This window comes from Rheinheimera aquimaris (genome assembly GCF_020531985.1).
Lineage (GTDB): Bacteria > Pseudomonadota > Gammaproteobacteria > Enterobacterales > Alteromonadaceae > Alishewanella > Alishewanella aquimaris.
On record NZ_JAJAVQ010000006.1, the window covers coordinates 70690 to 89053 of the forward strand.

The window sequence follows — 18364 nt, forward strand, 5'->3', positions numbered from 1 at the left end:
GGAAAGGCAGTATAACCATGGAATGGGTGTTTTGGGGCAGTATCGCAGTAATACTCTACAGTTATTTCATTTATCCGCTGTTGCTGATGGCTGCCAGTGCGCTGGTTCAGCTGTGGCGTGATAATAGCTATATCTGGCGTGGCGAAAACCAGCGCAGTGTCCCGTACACTGCCGACGACAGTCTGCCAGCCGTTACTGTTGTCATAGCGGCTTACAATGAGCAAAGCTGTATTGCGCAGCGCGTGGAAAACATTCTTAGCCAGGATTATCCAGCAGATAAGCTTACGTTATTGGTTGGCTCTGACGGTAGTAAAGACCGCACCGCAGACATTCTTGCGGACATCAAAGATCCCAGATTAAAGGCGCATTTATTTACTGAAAATCGCGGTAAGGTAAGTGTGCTAAACGAGCTGCTGAGCTTGGTTGAAACCGAAATAACGGTGCTAACCGATGCTAACACTGCATTTAAACCTGACACTATCCGCCGTTTGGTCAGACATTTCTCTGATCCTAAAGTTGGCGCCGTATGCGGTGAACTGCAATTAGTAGACGCTGAGACTGGCAACAACCGTGACGGTGTGTATTGGCGCTACGAACGGCTGTTGAAATTTCACGAGTCCAGGATTAATGCGCTATTGGGTGCCAATGGGGCTAACTATGCAATCAGGCAGGCGCTGTACGAGCCTTTGCCTGCCAATACTATTGTTGATGATTATAAGATAGCCATGAACATTGCCCGGCATGGCTACGTACTGAAATACGATCCTGAAGCTATTGCTACAGAAGAGAGTGCGCCGACAATTAAGGATGAGATGGGGCGCAGGATCAGGATTGGTCTTGGTAATTATCAGGCTTGTTTTAGTATGCCCTGGCTGTTCAGCCCGAAAAATGGTACCCGTTTATTCAGCTATATCAGCCATAAAGTTATGCGCTGGTTTGTACCGCATATGATGCTCGTTGCAGCAGTCAGTAATGTTTTTTTATTGGATAAACCAACGTATGTGCTGATGTTTGTTCTACAGGTGTTGTTTTATTTACTGGCCTTTTACGGCTATCAGAAACATAAGGCGGGGAAGCTATTATCAATGCCACTTGCATTAGTCGTGTTTTTCGTGTCAATGAATTATGCATTGGCGGTAGGTTTTAAACGGTATTTTTCAACAAATATTCAGGGTAACTGGCAGAGGACAGAAAGGTAATGTGGGTGTTATTGGTATTTATTGTTGTTGCCGCCGGATTTGCATTTCTGGCCATCGTTCGTCAGAAAAATATGCAGAACTGGTTGTGGAACTATATCCGCCATCTTTCAAAAGGGTCTGCTCAGGTAACTGGACCAAAACATGTATTGTTTTGTTTTGTAGACCACTATGAGCCGCAGTGGGGCCGTAATATCTCGTTGGAGCAGGAGAGAGCCAGGGTTGATCGTTGGTTTAATGATTACCCTAAAGTTGCCGGACAATTTAAAGATGCTGATGGCTGTTTCCCGAAGCATTGTTTTTATTATCCGGAAGAAGAATATCGGTATGAACATCTGGCAAAGATATCTGATCTTTGTTACCGCGGTTTTGGTGAAATTGAGGTGCACCTGCATCATGATAACGACACCAGTGATAACCTACGCCAGACACTGACCAATTTCACAGAGATGCTGCATCGTGAACATGGAGCTTTTGTACGCAATGCCGATACCGGCAAGCTCAGTTACAGCTTCATACATGGTAACTGGTGCCTGAACAACTGCCGACCAGATGGTCGTTGGTGCGGTGTAAACGATGAGTTGATTGTATTAAAAGAAACCGGCTGCTATGCCGATTTCACTTTCCCCTCTGCACCGAGTGATACACAGCCTGCTATGGTCAATGCTATTTACTATGCCAAAGATAAGCCTGGGGTGCCTAACTCGCACAATATTGGCCAGCCGGTTGCAGTAAATACGCCGCCTTGGGGCGATCTGATGTTAATTACCGGACCAATAGGGTTGAACTGGAAAGTCAGGAAAAAAGGCGTGTTCCCTCAGATAGAGAACTCAGACATTCGCACCAGTATGCCTCCAACGCCTGAGCGGGTAGATTTGTGGGTGCAATCTGATATTCATGTGCAGGGCAGGCCAGAGTGGATATTTGTTAAGGTGCACACTCACGGCACTCAGGAAGAAGACATGGATACGTTGCTGGGGGCACCTTTTGCAGCCATGTGTCAGCATTTACAGAACAAGTATAACGACGGGGAAAACTACGTACTGCATTATGTCAGTGCGCGGGAGATGTACAATATTGCAAAGGCTGCTGAAGCTGGTGAGAGTGGAAACCCGAATGATTTCCGCGATTATATCATTGCTAAGCCAGCATATAAGCCATTGCCTGATAAGGGACAGAGTACAAAGGAAATGTAATATGAACATCAAGGGCAGTAGCAGATCAGCGATTGAAATTATTTCAGGGCATATGGCTTTGAAATGGCAACGACGACCAAACGGGCTTTATTGCTTCAATTATCATCGTATTGGTCATGCGGCTGACTCTGAATTTGACCCTAACGTGTTCAGTTGCTCTGAAGAGCGTTTTGCCCAGCATCTAAAGCTATACAAACAGGATTTTGATGTCGTCAGTATTGATGAGTTAATTGCTTTGCATATTAATCGGCAGAAGATCAAAGAGCGTTTGGCTGTTATTACCTTTGATGATGGCTATATTGATAATTATCTTGTGGCCTATCCCATGCTGAAGTCAGCGGGCATTTCTGCAGGCTTTTTTGTGTCGACCGATTATATTGATAAGCCTGAAACCCCCTGGTGGGATGAAGTCGGCTGGATAGTACGCCATGCAGAAGCCAAAACAGTAAAACTGCCGCATTGGTCTCAGCCGGTAAATATTGCTGATGGCTCTATCCGGATGCGTGTCAGGCGGTTGTTAAGAGCGGTGAAGCAAGATAATAGCCTCGGTATGACAGAAAAACTGACACAGCTTAAACAAGTGTTGCAACTTGATAGCAAACATATGCCCAAACCTACAGATCTGTTTATCAACTGGGCACAGTTAAAAGAAATGGCCGACAATGGTATGCATATTGGCTCTCACACGCTATCGCATAATATTCTTTCCCACTTAAGCGTTGAGAAGCAGTTAATTGAATTGGCGCAGTCAAAGCAGCGGCTTGAAACCATGCTAAATTGTAACGTTAGCTCAGTAGCTTATCCGGTAGGAGGCACAGACTCCTTTACACAAGAAACGCAGCAACTGGTGCACCAGGCGGGATATCAACTGGCATTCTCGTTTATGTCGGGCGTGAATACTGATTTAAGTGTCAACAACCGGTTTCAGTTGCGGCGATTTCCAATAGAAGAAGACGCCTCACGTTGGCAGTTGAAACAGATGGTGAACCGGTTTTTCACGTTGTGGACAAATGAGATATGAGCGCCACTACAGTGGTGTTAAGTGCTGGCCCCAATGGTCTGGGGGTGACGCGAAGCTTATACCTCAAAGGGATCCGGCCGACAGTCATTAGCCGCCAGAGTGATGATGTTGTAAATTACTCCCGTCTGCCTGCACGTAAAATTGTACTACCTGAAAAAAATACGGAGTCTGCTTTGCTGCAGACGCTGCTGGCATTGCCGCAGGCTGCTATTGTTATTCCCACTTCTGATTGGTTTGTCAGCTTTCTGGCAGAAAACAGCGAGAGGTTGAGTCAGCATATCCGCTTTTTGTTGCCATCGCCTGATATTGCCAGGATGCTGATTGATAAAGCCGCTGAGACCGAAACGGTTTCGGCAATACTACCCTTGCCCAAAACAATACAGAAATTAACCGATTCAACAGCGTTAATGGATAATCTGCGCCTACCGGTAATTATTAAGCCACGCTCTCATCAGCATATGGTTCTGGGCAGCAAAAACCGCATACTGGGTAATGTACAGGAAGTAACAGATTTTTTTGTTCAGTACCAAACGCAACTGGAGCATTTAATTGCCCAGGAGGTAGTACCTGGTGACGATGACTGCCAGTGGGTTTGCAACTGTTTCTTCGACTACAATTCTGATTTAGTACAGGCTTTCAGCTTTAACCGGCTGCGATTATCACCTTCCCATTATGGCGTAACCAGTTACGCCATAAGTCAGTACAATGAAGAGGTTATTACGCTGAGCAAAAAGCTCGGTAAAGCATTGGGTTATGTTGGCCCGGCAATGGTTGAATTTAAGTTCGATAATCGTGATAACTGCTACAAATATATCGAATTAAATCCGCGCCTGGGCATGTGTAACTATTTTGACACCCGCTGTGGCATTAACAATGCTCATGCTTATTGGCAGTTGCTCAATGATGAGGTGCTTGACTATAACGTGCAGATGAAAAACGATGTGATTTTTGTCAGCCTGTATGAAGACTTTTTCTCCCGGCGCAAGGACGGTGAAAGTATCAGCCAGATTTTCTCAGCCTATCTCAACGATTTCTTTAAGCCACATGTATTTATTTACCACACCTGGTGGGACCCGGCACCTTCTGCCCGCATGCTGCTCAGACAGTTGACCAGCCTACTAAAAGCTCTGCTAAGGAAGGCTAGAGTAATATGAATACCGACTTTATCTGTATTAGCCAGAACAAAATTACAGAAGCCAGTGGCCATTTCATGGCCGGCAAGCAGTGGCTGTCTTATCGCGGTGAAACAACGGTCTGTGAGGATGAGCAAGGGGTATTGCTACTGTTTGGCTATGTGCATAATCAGGATTTTAACGCTACGCCAGCGTATTGGTTAAATCTGCTGCAGCATGATAATGAACAGCTGTTGGCGGCGGCAAACATGCTGGACGGTGCATATAACATGCTGCTGTTAAATAAAAGCACAGGTCATTGCAGCTTGATTACCGATCGGCTTGGTTGCCACCGCTTGTATTACTATCAAAGCGCCGATGCTATCTGGTTTAGCACAGATTTGGCGTATATCGCCACTAAAGCCGGGCCGAGTCATTTCGACCGCTATGGTTTGATGGAAACACTGCATTTTCGTTGGTTAACTGGCCAGCATTCATTGTTTGAAAATGTGAAAAAACTGCCTCATGCTGCAGTCGTTCAGTTACAGGCGGGGAAGCCGCCAGCGGTAGAGCAACGTTTTGGTTTGTTACCTGCCAGAAAAACACAGGCCGACAAAACGCCAGAGGCTCATGCCGATGCCGTTCAGCAATTACTTTGTACAAACATTGCAAGTTCGGTAAAACAGACTGATCGTGTCGCTGTATTGCTAAGTGGTGGCGTCGACTCGTCTGTCTTATTGGCGATCTGCTGCCAGCTTAAACTGAATGTTATTGCTGTAACACCGGTGCATGACAATCATTCTAATCCTGAATTAGAAACGGCTAAACAATTTGCCCGTGAATTGGGAGTGGAGCACAGAATAGTACCGGTAAAAGACGATATGCTAGAACCTCTATTTTGTGACACAGTGCAACGCCTTGCTGGTGCCCCCCGCAGCCATAGTGCAATATCGCTGCTGTATATTATGCGCCAGCTTGCAGGTGAATTTGATAAAGTGTTGTACGGTGAAGGTGCAGATACTTTATTTGGTTCCAGAGCCGTTAAGCACTTTACCAGACGTTATCAAAAGCATCTTAAGCTAAAGCGGCTGATGCGGGTATTACCTGGCTCTGAACTTATAGTGCGGCGGCTACCTTCCGGTTCCAGGTTTAAAAAGCTAGCAGACTTTGATGTTCAGCAAGACACCATATCCTCAATAAAGCTGACACTTCAGCCAGCCACAGAAATGGCGTTAGCAGACGATGTACGGCTAGACAGCTCTGCCATATTACGGCAGCTCAATACTGACAGTGCAGTTTTCACTAATTTTGATAGTGCTGTGCGCTATGTAAAACAGGTTGTATTCTCCAGTGATGTTGTTAATCACTTCTTTGAGATGAGCCGCCTGGCAGCTCTGTATGATTTACAGTTGGTTAATCCGTTTGTTTGCTGGCCGGTTATGTATTATGCCTCGCAGTTACCCGATGAATATTATTTGGGCGGCGATTTTGTAAAACCGATACTGCGTAAAATTGGTGAGCAATTCTATACACCAAAGCTGATGTACTTGCCTAAATTTGGCTTTCCTGTACCGCACAAACATTGGCTTGATACCTCTCTTAACAAGCTGTCCCGGCAAGCTGTGACGTTTTTTAACGTGCCAGAAGTATGGGCAGAGGATACTGAGATGATCTGGACACTAACCGGGCTTTATCTTTTAGCGGTACGCGCTGATATGGCTCCTTGTCGTCTGACTAACGGTGTTAATTGACGTGAGTTACAGCAATACAGCGCCTGTAGTTTGGCGCAGGCTTTCGTCATTATCAGAGCTGTCAGCAGTGAGTGAAAAGTGGCATTTTCTCAATCAACAGTGCGGGGGGGTGCTGTTTTGTTCACCGCACTGGCAACTGCATTGGGTGTCATGCTTTTGGCAGGCTGATTGGCGGTTAGAAACCTGGATATGCACCAGTGATGACAAACTGCTGGCGATATTGCCTTGTTATACTCAACCCGATGAAAGAAGTAGGAAGCGTGTTATGTTTCCACTGGGGCAGGGAGAAGCAGAAGCGTGTGAGGTGGCATCTGAGTTTGTGGATTTACTGATTGCGCCAGGCTGGTCGCAGCTGTTGCCCGATCTGGCGCGCCTGATTGCCTCTTCAGGCAGGCCACGTATCAAATGGCGGGCTGTTAACTCAGGTGCAAATATTCTGCAGTTAGCCCATGCTCTGGGGCATTCAGTAGTGCAAGCCTCGGGTTACAGGTATCTGTATAGCAGTGAGCATGGTTTTAAACTGTCTTCTCAACTGGAACGAAAATGGCAGAAAATTGTCCGGTATGAGAGTAAAAAAAGAGCACATTTTTACTGGCTTGACAAACAGGATGCTTGCGATTTGTGGCCTGAGCTCAAAAGGCTGCATCAGCTACGCTGGAGCCGGAAGGGCAAACCAGGCGCTTTTATCAGCGATGTTTTTAATCAGTTTCATCAGATGTTGCTTTTACAGCAAGCAGACAGCTGCGCTATGGCTGTGTTGAAAATTGACGGTGAGTTAGCTGCAATACATTACTATCTTAAAAGCACGGATTATATGCATTTCTATCAGGCTGGTTGGGCTGAGCCGTTTTCCGGTTTTTCACCTTCCGCAATGTTGCACCTTTGGGCTGCTCGTCAGATGAATAACCTTGCTTACGACTTCATGCTGGGCGCAGCGAAGAGTTATAAACAGGATTTTTGCAATCAGAAACAACTATGCTATCAGCTGGATGTTTACGCTGACGTAGTATCGTATGCGCTGGCAATATTAAGAAAGTTAAAGAGACAAGCAGGACGTTTAAAATGGCTATCGTAAACAGTAATACCCGTCTGATTGTGCAGGAACGGACAGATGCGTTTTTTCCTTTTCTATTTTTATGTCTATATATGGTTTTGATTCTGGTGCGGCCGCACGAGTGGCTGCCTCAACTGCAGGATCTGCCTGTAATCCGCTTGTCGTTACTACTGGCTTTTTTTAGCTACCTGGTACTGCAACATGATAAGAAATTGCCGCCACAAACCCTTTGTTGTATGTTGCTGGTATTAGTGATGCTGTTGTCAGGAATTCGCAATGGCTGGCTTGGTGGCGGTATAACCAGCGCGAACAATTTTATTATTTCAGGGGTGTTACCGATAATTGTTTTTAGCGGTTTAACGACTACGGTTGCCCGCACCAGAATGTTAATGCTTATAGCTATTATCGCGGCCATGGTAATGGTAAATAACGGAATATCGCAGAAGAATAGTTCTGTTGGTATCGGTTGGGCAGGGAGTGCGCTGTCATGGCTGGATAGGATCACCTATGTTGGTTTCTTTAACGACCCTAATGATTTAGGGATGTTCTTTGTAATGACTTTACCCTTTGTGGTGTTGTTTTTTTTGCAGGGAGGTTTTGTTATTAAAGTGATTTCAGCTTTAAGCGGAGCCTACATCCTGTATGGTGTTTATCTTACTAATTCCCGCGGAGCACTGGTATCTCTGGTTGCAATGGCTGCTGTTTTCAGTTACCTGAACTGGGGTAAATTGAAAACCGTTCTCACCGGATTGTTACTGTCGCCGGCTTTGATCTTTATCTTTATGAAATTCCGCTCTATTGATGTTGATGAGGAATCTGCAGCCGGCCGTGTTGATTCCTGGTACGAAGGCATGCAACTGTTTTTCTGGCGCCCGATACTTGGGGTGGGGCAGGGTAATTTCCTCGATTATCACCACATTACTGCACATAACTCCTACGTATTAACGTTGGCTGAGTTGGGGCTTAGTGGATATTTTCTTTGGATGGTATTTTTACTACTGACATTGTACATGGTGTATCCGCAACGTCAGTTAAATACGATAACACTACCAACAATACCGGAAAGTTTCGCCTCTTACCGCGAGCAAGAAGCTTTTACTAAGCAGTACAATCGTGTCAAAGCTCAGAAGTGGTATAGCGACTGTATGTTCTATTCGATGGTGGGGTTTGCCGGGACAGTCTTTTTCCTCAGCCGCACTTATTCTGTGGTAGGTTACGTTTTTGCTGGCATCGCTATTGCGCAGTACTATCAGGTCGCAAAGTTTACAGGACTGAGCCCATTACCATCACTAAAAAACGTCATGACACGCATCTTGTGGCTGACACTACTGAGTATCTTTGTGCTGCTTATCGCAATCAGGGTGATGTTGTAGCATTAACGTGACGAAATAGCCTGCTTAAGCTCGACCAAGGTGCGCCGGTCAAGTACAAGCAGGCTAATGATATAACTTACACTGCCAGCGCCAACCAGCAGAAACAGATTGATCAGATTTATTTCTGTCAGGTACAACTTTAACAGAAATACTGTTGCGACCATGATGGCGCCACAACTGACAATTTTGCCGACGCTGCGGACAAATGTCCCCAATGGAAACTGGAATAGCTTGCTGTACCTGGACAGCACAATAATATAAGCCAGCGGAAAGCCAACAACCCATGCTAAAGCAAGCCCGGTAGCGCCAAACTGGTGCAGTGACAGCAAAGCTACAGACATAAAGGCAATCAAATACACAGTGTTCACTATTAGATAGTTAATGTGTCCCAACGCTTTAGCTGCCGGCTGAAATAGCTCCTCACTAAAGCGCAGCGGCATTAACATCAATACCAGTGTAGTGGGAATTATGGCAGCGTCCCATTTGTTACCGATAATTGACGGCAGCAAATAGTCACTGACCGACGCTAACCCCCAGAAAATAGGCAGCGTGAATATCAAGCCCAAGCGTTGTGCTTTAACAATAAAATGAGTGATCTTAGCTGGTTGGTCTTGAATTTGAGAAAAAGCCGGGAAAGAAATCTCTTTAATCAGAGGTAGTATTTTCTTCTGTGGCATCAGGGCGAAGTTCAGTGCCACGGTAAATATACCTATCTCAGCAGTACTAAGTAGCAAGCCACCAATTGCAATGTCCAAATGAATGAAAACATACCACAGTAGGGTGAAAACGGACATTAAGCCACCGAAGCGGATAAGCGGCAGGCTATCGCGGACTCTGAATGTCGGTAAGCAGGGGGCTGGGTGGTAAATCAATAAAAGGGTTACTCTTAGCGCTATCGCAATAATTTCGCCATAAACCAAAGCCCAAAACCCATAACCGTAAATCGCCAGTAGCAGGGTACTGATTGCTGCAACGATGTTTGAGACTGCTGCAATCAGAGCAAGCTTTTTAAATGCCATTTGTCGCCTTAACAGTGCAGTAGGAACTGTTTCCAGTGCCAGCAGCAGAAAGCACCAGGCGTTCACTTTTAATACATCGGCCACATAAGCGTTGTTGTATAAATGCGCCACCGTATCAGCGAGCAGATACTGACAACAAAACAACAGTGTGTATATGCTGAGCGTTACACCGAAATAAGAAGATATGGCTGAGCGTTCTAAGGTTTTTGCTTGTATAAGTGGGCTTACTGCAATAGTAGATGCGATGGTCATTAATAAACTGAAAAGAATATCCGCCAAAGCGACTATGCCGTAGTCTTCAGGCGTCAGGATGCGGATAACCCAGAATGTTAGTACCCAGCGTAAAGTTTGTGTTGTTGCTCTTCCCAGTGCTACCCATTTAAGCGAGTGCAACACTTTGTTCTTAAGCGCGTTGTTATCGCTCATTCTGATTAGATGCGCCTATTATCAAGAAACAATGTCATTATTGGGTTATACAGCGATTAAATAGTGTACGGTAAATAGTCAGACCCTTGTAATTAGACAAACGGGGACTTAACGTCCCCGGCCAAACAATACTATTTCAACTGTGCGGATCAAGATAACAAGATCAAGCATCAGGCTGCGATGCTTTATATAATACAGATCGAACTTCAATTTTTCCTGAGCATCTTCCGCTGTAGAACCGTAAGGATATTTTAGCTGCGCCCACCCAGTGAGCCCCGGTTTTACATTGTGACGGTTGTTATAGTACGGAATGTCTTTCGCCAGCTGGACAACAAACTCTGGTCTCTCCGGCCGTGGCCCAACAAATCCCATCTCACCTTTTAAAACGTTAAACAGCTGAGGCAGCTCATCAATACGGTACTTACGGATAAACTGACCTACGCGGGTAACTCGACTATCATTGGCTGAGGCCCACTGAGCACCGTTTTTCTCCGCGTCGGGTCGCATGCTGCGGAATTTCAAAATATAAAAAGGGTTTCCATCGATGCCAACACGTATCTGCCGGTAAAAAATAGATACTGAGTGCTTCCTGCCATCTTCAAGATATATAAGCAGTGCTGTTATCAGCATAATTGGCCAGGTAACCAACAATAATGACACCGCAAGCACGACATTTAGCAGGTAACCCAAACTCGTTCTGAAGCGAGGGTTAGACGATAAGCCGTTTGAGTGAATAATCCAGCTTGGATAGATCAGGTTAACAGCAATCTGACCTGTTTCGTTCTCAATGAAATCGAGTATCTCAATAATATCGATGCCACGTGTTTTACACTTAAACAATGCTTCTACGGGCAGCATATTGCGACGTTCATCACATGCAATAACCAGCTGATCAATTTTATTTTCCATAACAAATTTGAACAGGTCATTACTGTAATCAATAGTTAGCTGGCGTTGAGGTTGAATTGCGGCCGATTTATCACCCTCGACCCGGACATAACCTACGATTTCAAAATCGCGTCTGTCTACATTGCGACGCATTCTGCGCTCGATAATTGAAGCCCGTTCCCCTGCGCCAAGCACCAGGACTCTGCGACGGCTTATACGATTGATATCATGGTACTGGCAAAATGCCCGGAAAGCAGATATCAGCACTGCAGCAATCAATGATGCCCATAGCAAATATAAGCTACCAATTCTGAAAGCCGGGAACAGCTGAAATATGATGAACTCTAGCAATATGGCGCTGAACAACAGTGTGATAACAACGCGCTTTACTATTCCTTTATGGCCTTCGCGCAGTTTATGGTCGTATAAGCCGACCGACAGCGCACATAACATAACAGCCGCAGAAAATATAACTATATTCACTAACTGAATATCTAGAGATACCGGAGAGTAACTGGAGTGGTACAGAGAACTCGCTAACCAGCTCGACAGACAAAGAAGAGCCAATTCACCTGACAAGAAAAGTTTGTCAGCAATAGATTTCCTTCCATAGCGACTAGCATTCATTTTTACGACATCCTTGTGCATCCATTGCAATTATGCTTTTTACTACACTACCGTTGTATCAAGCGAGCTTAGTTTAGCCCAGATCGTACAGCTTTTACAGATAGAACCAAAAATTAATTTGCAATTCTCACGTCAAAGGAGCGAATATATAGGCTATATTCAGATCGAATTTGCAAAAGGATGAGCATTATTATGGCATTAGTAGCATCTTGGAAAAGTGGTATTACACTATTTTTTTTAGCCTTAATAACCGGTTGTAGCAGCACTTATTTGCCCAACGCGACAGTTCATAACTCTCTTACTACCTCAGTAAATAACTACCAGTACCTGATTGGTCCTAATGACAGTGTCACTATATTCGTCTGGCGAAATCCAGAGCTGTCGGGCAGTTTTATTGTCAGGCCAGATGGTAAAATTTCTACTTCGTTAGTTGAAGACGTGGCCGTAAGCGGTAAGACACCTACTCAGTTGGCGCGAGAGATGGAGTCGATATTAAGTAAGTACATCCGCGATCCTGTTGTAACAGTGTCAGTAACGAATTTCGTCGGTCCTTACAGCGAGCAAATAAGGGTTATAGGTGCAGCTGCAAATCCTCAGGCGATTAGTTACAGAGAATATATGACCCTGCTGGACCTGATGATTGCTGTCGGCGGCCTGACTGAATTCGCCGATGGAAATGCTGCAAAACTGGTTCGGGTTTCCAATGGAACGCAATTGACTTATGATCTTAGGTTGGACGATTTAATCCGTGATGGTAACATCGCTGCCAACGTTGATATGCTGCCAGGCGATGTTGTGATAATCCCTGAGGCATGGTTTTAAAACGCTGTCATAAGTAGTAATGCCGTCATGGAGTGACAAATGAAACAACTTACAGAAGCTATTGAGCAGATTTCAACCTACAGCCGTGGTATATGGCTACACCGGCGTTATGTCATCATAACTGCCTGGCTGGCTTGTATACTCGGCTGGTATGTCGTGCATGAGCTTCCTCCTGTATACGAAGCTGAGTCTAAGCTATACGTCGAAACTGAAACGATGCTGGAGCCATTGCTCAAAGGTATTGCCATCAGAAATAATCAGGATCAGGAGATTAAGCTACTGGCCAGAACGTTACTCAGTCGCCCTAATCTAAAGAAAATAGCCCGTGAAACCGACCTTGATATCGAAGCGGTAAATGATAAACAGTACGAAGCTTTGATCGACTCTCTGATGGAAGATATTGTTATCGCGTCTTCTGGTCGTGAGAACATTTACGTCATTACCTATCACAACCGCTCTCCTCAGCTTGCATTAAAGGTTGTGCAGGCCACCTTGAATACCTTTGTTGAAAATAGATTGGGTACTTCCAGAGCAGATTCTAAAGGTGCCGAGAAGTTTCTCAGTGAGCAGATTGCTGAATATGAAGCGAGGCTGATTGAGGCGGAGCGTAAGCTATCTGAATTCAAAAAGAATAAGATGTTCATGATGCCAAGCGCGGAGAGCAATTACTATGCCCGGCTCAGTGCAGAGAAGCAGAACCTTGAAACTGCCACGCTGGAGTTACAACAACTGGAGACTCGTTTGGAATTAGCGCGAGCACAGCTTGTGCCTGTTTCACAAAATGGCGCATCCGTCGTTCCTCCGGATTTTGTAACGCCGTTCGATGAACGTATCGCATCACTGAATACCAATCTTGACAACTTGCTAATAAAGTTCACGGAAAACCATCCTGATGTAGTGGAAACACAAAGGCTGTTAAGTTTTCTCAAAAAGCAACGAGAAGAAATGCTGGCCGAACTTGCATCAAGTGAGCAAAGTACAGGTACGGCTAATGAATATATCCAGCAGCTTAAGCTTAATGTTTCCGAGCTGGAGTCTCAGGTGGCGTCAGCTTCAGTCAAAGTCGATGCTTATGCCCGCAAAGTGAAAGAGTTTGAAAGTCGCTTAAGCCAAATACCTGAAATTGAAGCGGAATTTACCGGACTTAACCGGGATTATGAAATTAACCGCTCCCAGTATGAAGCGCTGCTTACCCGTAGAGAAGCCGCTGAGCTGGCAAGGAAAGCTGACGTATCAGAGCAGGATGTTCAGTTCAGAGTCATAGATCCTCCACGGGTACCTATCACCCCCTCAGGCCCGAAACGACTATTGCTTTATACTGCGGTGTTACTTGGCGGATGTTTCCTCGGTATAGCTGTGGCTTTTATACGCAGTCAAATATCGCCGACGCTTATTACAGCGTCACAATTAAAAACCATCTCTGAAATTCCAGTGTTCGGTTTAGTATCGCATACGAATAAACAGCAATTGATTCGCAATATGCGCATGCATTTCATTTATTTCGTGCTGTTAACAGGAACGTTGTTTGCCGTATATGCAATGATCATGGTTAGCGAGTTGCTTTTTGGTGGTACAGCAGAAACGATATCGAGGGTTTTTAAGTGAGTATTATAGAAAAAGCACTGGATAAACAGCTGTCTGTTAAAGATGCTTCAGCATCAAACCAATCCGAATCGCAAGCACGTGAAGAAACAGCACCTAGAGAAAGTATTCCTGAGCGAGCGGGAAGCGTAGCTGAAACAAGGCCATTTGCACCCGAAAACTCGGTAGACCAAGGTAGCCAAGGCAGTTCCCGTAGCGTGGAGTTAGATTTGGCAGATCTCGAAAGACGCCATTTTGTTTCTTTGTCGCCTAAACGCCGCGTAATAAATGAAGAATTTAGTGTTATAAAGCGCAAGCTTATTAATAATGCCTTTGGCCCATTAAGTAAGTCATTGAAACACTCAAACTTAATTTTGGTAAGTAGTTCCCGCCCCGGAGAGGGAAAAACCTTCACCTCTATTAATCTGGCGTTGAGTATAGCCCTTGAGCAAGATAAAACTGTGTTGCTGGTCGACACAGATGTTCTCAGACCCCAGGTCGCTAAGACACTTGGCATAGAGAATGACCTGGGGCTGACTGATTACCTGTCTTCAGATAACATTGATGTACAGGATATTATTTTGTCGACCAATGTTGAACGTTTGAAGGTAATTACTGCCGGTCGGGCTCACCATTTGTCTACAGAGCTTTTGGCCAGCCAGAAAATGGCCGATCTTGCCAGAGAGTTTGCCACGCGCTACAAAGACCGGATCGTGTTGTTTGATGCACCGCCTTTATTGGGGGTCAACGAAACAGCAGTGGTCGCTATGATGTGCGGGCAGGCGATTATTGTACTCGAAGAGAACAGATCTAAACTGTCTGAAATTGAGCAATCAATAGCCTTAATACCACCAGAGATCGCTGTGGGATTTGTCATTAATAAAGCCCACCGTACTCAGATTGGCGATTATGGATACGGATATTACTATGGTGGTGCCTAAGCAACCTTTGCGGGTTTGGCCGACTGTAGTTGCCTGTTGCCTGCTTGGTAATATTGCGTATGCAGGCGATTGGCAGCTCAATCCCGGTATAATCGCTGACAGCTATCTTTACCAACTTAAGCAACAGGATTATGCAAGCTGGGACGAGGGCGCTGCATTAGCGTTGTCACCTAATGTCGAATTGCTTTTCAATAGTAAGCATTTGCAAACCGCGCTTGACTGGCGGCAAAAGCATATTTTTTATGACGACAAACAGCGTGACGATAGGTCGCTAGATTACATAAACTTTAATAACCGGTTATCAGCATTTGACAATAGGCTGTCGTGGACGGTTAACGGCAGTGAAAGTTATCGAATTCGTAATTCGCAGCGCGGCATTTTTGCTGATGAAATCACCGGTTTTTCAGATTTAAGTAAGACCCGGAATCTGGGAACTTCACTGGCTGTTCGTACCGCTCCTCACCGTGACACTCAAAGCGCATTAAGTTTGACTGCCCGAAAAATTGACTCGGAACGTCCAGACAATGATGATGCGTTGGGGAATTTTAGCAACGAATTTTATGCTGCGGATTTTGCAATTGGCAAGCGCAGGCGTGATAGCACGTTTTACTGGCAGTTTAATAGTCGTTATTCAGAAAGTGCCAGAGATGCAGGAAATGATTTGACGTCAGAGAACGCTGATCTGACCGTCGGAGTGCCAGTCTTACGTAAGTTAGCCTGGATTAGCAGAGCACGGTACGAAAATAATGACCTTTTTACAAACTACACTAATAAGTTCCGTTCTGTCGGAACAGGATTAGAATATCGCTTCGGTAATGTTTCTTATGTGAATGCCACTTATAACTGGTATCGTCAACAGCAGTTGCTGGAGGAGGAAGACAGTTACTGGGCTTTTGACATGTTGCTGGCACCAACGAGACGAACTTCTTTGCAGGTTACTGTAGATCGTCGTTATTACGGCCGGTCAGTTGAAGTAGCTGGCAGTTATCGCTTACAGCGTTTATCCGCAAGGCTAACCTATAATGAACGTGTCACTGTTACCAACGGGCTTGATCAGATATTTAACGATTTGGGTCTGTTTGTATGTCCCGGTGCATTTAGCGATATTACTGATTGTTTCGTTCCCCCGTCTGCAAACTATCAGCTGTTGCCAGGTGAGTCGCTACAGAACTTTATCGAAACAGATATTGAGATCAGTGAAAACGTGGTTTTGCGAAAGGGAGGTTCTTTTAGTCTGGCTTATGACCGGAATCGTCTGACGTTGGGTTTAAACTTACGTCGCACAGAAGATGAGTATGTTGAAAGTAACCGGCTGAATAAGACTAAAGGGGCATCTTTGAATGCAAGCTGGAGGCTAACGCCGCTGATGACATTAACGTCAGAGATAAATTTTTATGAAATAGAGTACTCTCTGGAAGATCGTAAAGATCAAAATCTTCAGTTTAAAGGCGGACTTAAGGTTGAACTGAATGAGCATTCAGATGTTTCTGTCAATCTAAGACGTGTAGAGCGTGATTCAAATCAGCAGCAGTTCGATTTACAGGAAAACCGGGTCTGGTTTAGCTACGAATATCAGTTTTGACACTGGTATTCGTAGCTAAACATCATATCAATCAAAAGGTTTGCTTTCTTTTTGCTGCAATGCCTTTTGTTGTTTCTTCAGCAGCTCGTCCATCTCTTGCAGTAATTTCAGTTTTTCTTCAATCATGGAGTTTAGCGCGGTAGAAACATTATGGCTTATGCCTGTGTTATCTGCAGCAGAACTAGGGGGCATTGGCGCTGAAGGGTGCAGATTAGCAACCTCCTGGTTAATTTCTGCAATAACCAGTTGTACATCATCAGTGTTCAACTGTTTTTTGTCTTCGAGATAGCCGTATAGCAGCACTCTGTCCATCAGGGTATTTATTTTACGCGGAATGCCTTTGCTTTGCTGGTGAATAAACGGATAGCAGTCTTCGTGGATTATTGAACTGTCGGCCCCGGCTTGCTGCAAACGATATTGAATATAGGCTTTAGTATCATCAGGTTGGAGTGCCGATAAATTTGACGACGCAATAATCCGTTGCCTGAACTGCTCCATATCCGGCGACTGGATAATGGCATTTAATTCATTTTGCCCCAGTAAAAAGCTCTGTAGCAGAGGCTTGCCGTTGAACTGAAAGTTAGACAACATACGCAACTCTTCAATAGACGCAAGTGGCAGATTCTGCGCTTCGTCTACCAGTAGCAATGCGCGGCGGTGCTGAGCATGTAGCCGTTTCAGATAGCTGTATATGGCATCCAGGTAGCTGGCTTTTGTATGCTCCGTCACGACCAGATTAAAGCTCGACGCCACCATGCGGATCAGATCGTCCGGTTCCAGCTTAGATGTGACGATTTGCTTGGCAATAATTTCATCTTGATTCAGCTGATTTAGTAGCTGGTTTGCAATAGTGGTTTTACCGGTGCCTACGTCACCGGTGATGACAATAAACCCTTCTCCCTGAGACAGGCCGTATTGAAGATAGGCGAGGGCACGCTTATGTAGCTTGCTGGCGTAAAACCAATTGGGGGTAGGAGTAAGTTGAAAGGGCCTTTCCCTGAATCCATAGTACTTCTCGTACATAGCGTATAATCCTTTAGCAAAGTTCAGCAGCGGTGCTGCTGAGGTCAACGTTAGCGATAGTCTATACAAAAACACGTATGAACACGACATTCTGTGGTAGCTACTGTGGGAGTTTTTTCTGTTTGAGGCAAAATAAACATCAGCCTCTTGTGCTATAGCTTGAGTAAACCATTCTAAAAACAGCTAATTTTTGCCAAATTTGCTGGTTAATTCATCGTTGCGTTTAAAAAGTGTCCGAACAATCAAGGCGGCAGAAAAAACTGTTGACACATTTTCGGTGGCACCCTAGAATGCGCCCCGTGTTCAGCGCTAATGCAAGTTAGCGAAAGACATAAAAGTGTGGGGCTATAGCTCAGCTGGGAGAGCGCTTGCATGGCATGCAAGAGGTCAGCGGTTCGATCCCGCTTAGCTCCACCAAGATTTTTTAGTGCGTCCCCTTCGTCTAGAGGCCTAGGACACCGCCCTTTCACGGCGGTAACAGGGGTTCGAATCCCCTAGGGGACGCCAATAAATCTGCACTTTTTTGAATGAATGTTTTTGCGTCCCCTTCGTCTAGAGGCCTAGGACACCGCCCTTTCACGGCGGTAACAGGGGTTCGAATCCCCTAGGGGACGCCACTTCATCATTCAAAATCACTGTTACTGTGTCCCCTTCGTCTAGAGGCCTAGGACACCGCCCTTTCACGGCGGTAACAGGGGTTCGAATCCCCTAGGGGACGCCACTTCGCGTCAGAAACTCATCAATACTACAAA

Annotated in this window: 14 protein-coding genes and 4 tRNA genes; 15 read left to right on the plus strand and 3 right to left on the minus strand. The window is 45.3% G+C overall.

The genetic code is table 11. The features are described 5' to 3' along the window. Positions 1-17: 17 nt before the first annotated feature. From LHL18_RS17385 to LHL18_RS17415, 7 genes are all read left to right on the plus strand, one after another. Positions 18-1199 (plus strand): glycosyltransferase family 2 protein, encoded by a 1182-nt coding sequence (locus tag LHL18_RS17385; protein ID WP_226768032.1) that lies wholly within the window; start codon positions 18-20, stop codon positions 1197-1199. Further along, a complete protein-coding gene (locus LHL18_RS17390; protein WP_134055602.1) occupies positions 1199-2392 on the plus strand; it encodes a hypothetical protein in 1194 nt (397 codons plus the stop codon). The genes LHL18_RS17385 and LHL18_RS17390 overlap by 1 nt, the downstream gene beginning before the upstream one ends. A gap of 1 nt (position 2393) precedes the next feature. Beyond that, positions 2394-3413, plus strand: coding sequence for a polysaccharide deacetylase family protein (locus LHL18_RS17395; protein ID WP_226768033.1), 1020 nt, complete (start codon positions 2394-2396; stop codon positions 3411-3413). Beyond that, on the plus strand, positions 3410-4567 hold the full coding sequence (locus LHL18_RS17400; RefSeq protein ID WP_226768034.1) for a carboxylate--amine ligase: 1158 nt from the start codon (positions 3410-3412) through the stop codon (positions 4565-4567). Before LHL18_RS17395 ends, LHL18_RS17400 begins: the two co-directional genes overlap by 4 nt. Then, positions 4564-6276, plus strand: coding sequence for an asparagine synthase-related protein (locus LHL18_RS17405; protein ID WP_226768035.1), 1713 nt, complete (start codon positions 4564-4566; stop codon positions 6274-6276). The genes LHL18_RS17400 and LHL18_RS17405 overlap by 4 nt, the downstream gene beginning before the upstream one ends. A gap of 67 nt (positions 6277-6343) precedes the next feature. Continuing rightward, entirely contained in the window at positions 6344-7351 is a 1008-nt protein-coding gene (locus tag LHL18_RS17410) for a GNAT family N-acetyltransferase (RefSeq protein WP_226768036.1), read from the plus strand. A 215-nt stretch (positions 7352-7566) separates the two neighbouring features. Then, entirely contained in the window at positions 7567-8703 is a 1137-nt protein-coding gene (locus LHL18_RS17415; protein WP_226768037.1) for an O-antigen ligase family protein, read from the plus strand. A 2-nt stretch (positions 8704-8705) separates the two neighbouring features. On the opposite strand, the gene LHL18_RS17420 is transcribed toward LHL18_RS17415, so the two are convergent. Next, positions 8706-10148, minus strand: a complete 1443-nt coding sequence (locus LHL18_RS17420; protein ID WP_134055590.1) for an oligosaccharide flippase family protein — start codon at positions 10146-10148, stop codon at positions 8706-8708. Between the two features lie 108 nt (positions 10149-10256). Continuing rightward, positions 10257-11663 (minus strand): TIGR03013 family XrtA/PEP-CTERM system glycosyltransferase, encoded by a 1407-nt coding sequence (locus LHL18_RS17425; protein WP_226768038.1) that lies wholly within the window; start codon positions 11661-11663, stop codon positions 10257-10259. Between the two features lie 180 nt (positions 11664-11843). On the opposite strand from LHL18_RS17425, the gene LHL18_RS17430 reads away from it, so the two are divergent. The 4 genes from LHL18_RS17430 to LHL18_RS17445 are packed head-to-tail and all read left to right on the plus strand — an operon-like array spanning position 11844 to position 16589. Then, positions 11844-12485, plus strand: coding sequence for an XrtA/PEP-CTERM system exopolysaccharide export protein (locus tag LHL18_RS17430; RefSeq protein ID WP_206109584.1), 642 nt, complete (start codon positions 11844-11846; stop codon positions 12483-12485). Between the two features lie 39 nt (positions 12486-12524). Continuing rightward, a complete protein-coding gene (locus LHL18_RS17435; RefSeq protein WP_134055584.1) occupies positions 12525-14090 on the plus strand; it encodes an XrtA system polysaccharide chain length determinant in 1566 nt (521 codons plus the stop codon). Next, positions 14087-15007 (plus strand): XrtA-associated tyrosine autokinase, encoded by a 921-nt coding sequence (locus tag LHL18_RS17440; protein WP_226768039.1) that lies wholly within the window; start codon positions 14087-14089, stop codon positions 15005-15007. Before LHL18_RS17435 ends, LHL18_RS17440 begins: the two co-directional genes overlap by 4 nt. Beyond that, complete coding sequence (locus LHL18_RS17445; protein WP_226768040.1) at positions 14976-16589, plus strand: TIGR03016 family PEP-CTERM system-associated outer membrane protein; 1614 nt, start codon at positions 14976-14978, stop codon at positions 16587-16589. Before LHL18_RS17440 ends, LHL18_RS17445 begins: the two co-directional genes overlap by 32 nt. 27 nt (positions 16590-16616) lie before the next feature. On the opposite strand, the gene LHL18_RS17450 is transcribed toward LHL18_RS17445, so the two are convergent. Next, positions 16617-17612, minus strand: coding sequence for an XrtA/PEP-CTERM system-associated ATPase (locus LHL18_RS17450; RefSeq protein WP_134055578.1), 996 nt, complete (start codon positions 17610-17612; stop codon positions 16617-16619). A gap of 341 nt (positions 17613-17953) precedes the next feature. Here LHL18_RS17450 and LHL18_RS17455 point away from each other — a divergent pair. From LHL18_RS17455 to LHL18_RS17470, 4 genes are all read left to right on the plus strand, one after another. Then, positions 17954-18029 (plus strand) — tRNA-Ala (locus LHL18_RS17455). Between the two features lie 14 nt (positions 18030-18043). Then, a tRNA-Glu gene (locus LHL18_RS17460) sits at positions 18044-18119 on the plus strand. A 34-nt stretch (positions 18120-18153) separates the two neighbouring features. Further along, positions 18154-18229: transfer RNA gene (locus tag LHL18_RS17465), tRNA-Glu, on the plus strand. Between the two features lie 28 nt (positions 18230-18257). Then, positions 18258-18333: transfer RNA gene (locus LHL18_RS17470), tRNA-Glu, on the plus strand. Positions 18334-18364: the final 31 nt, after the last annotated feature.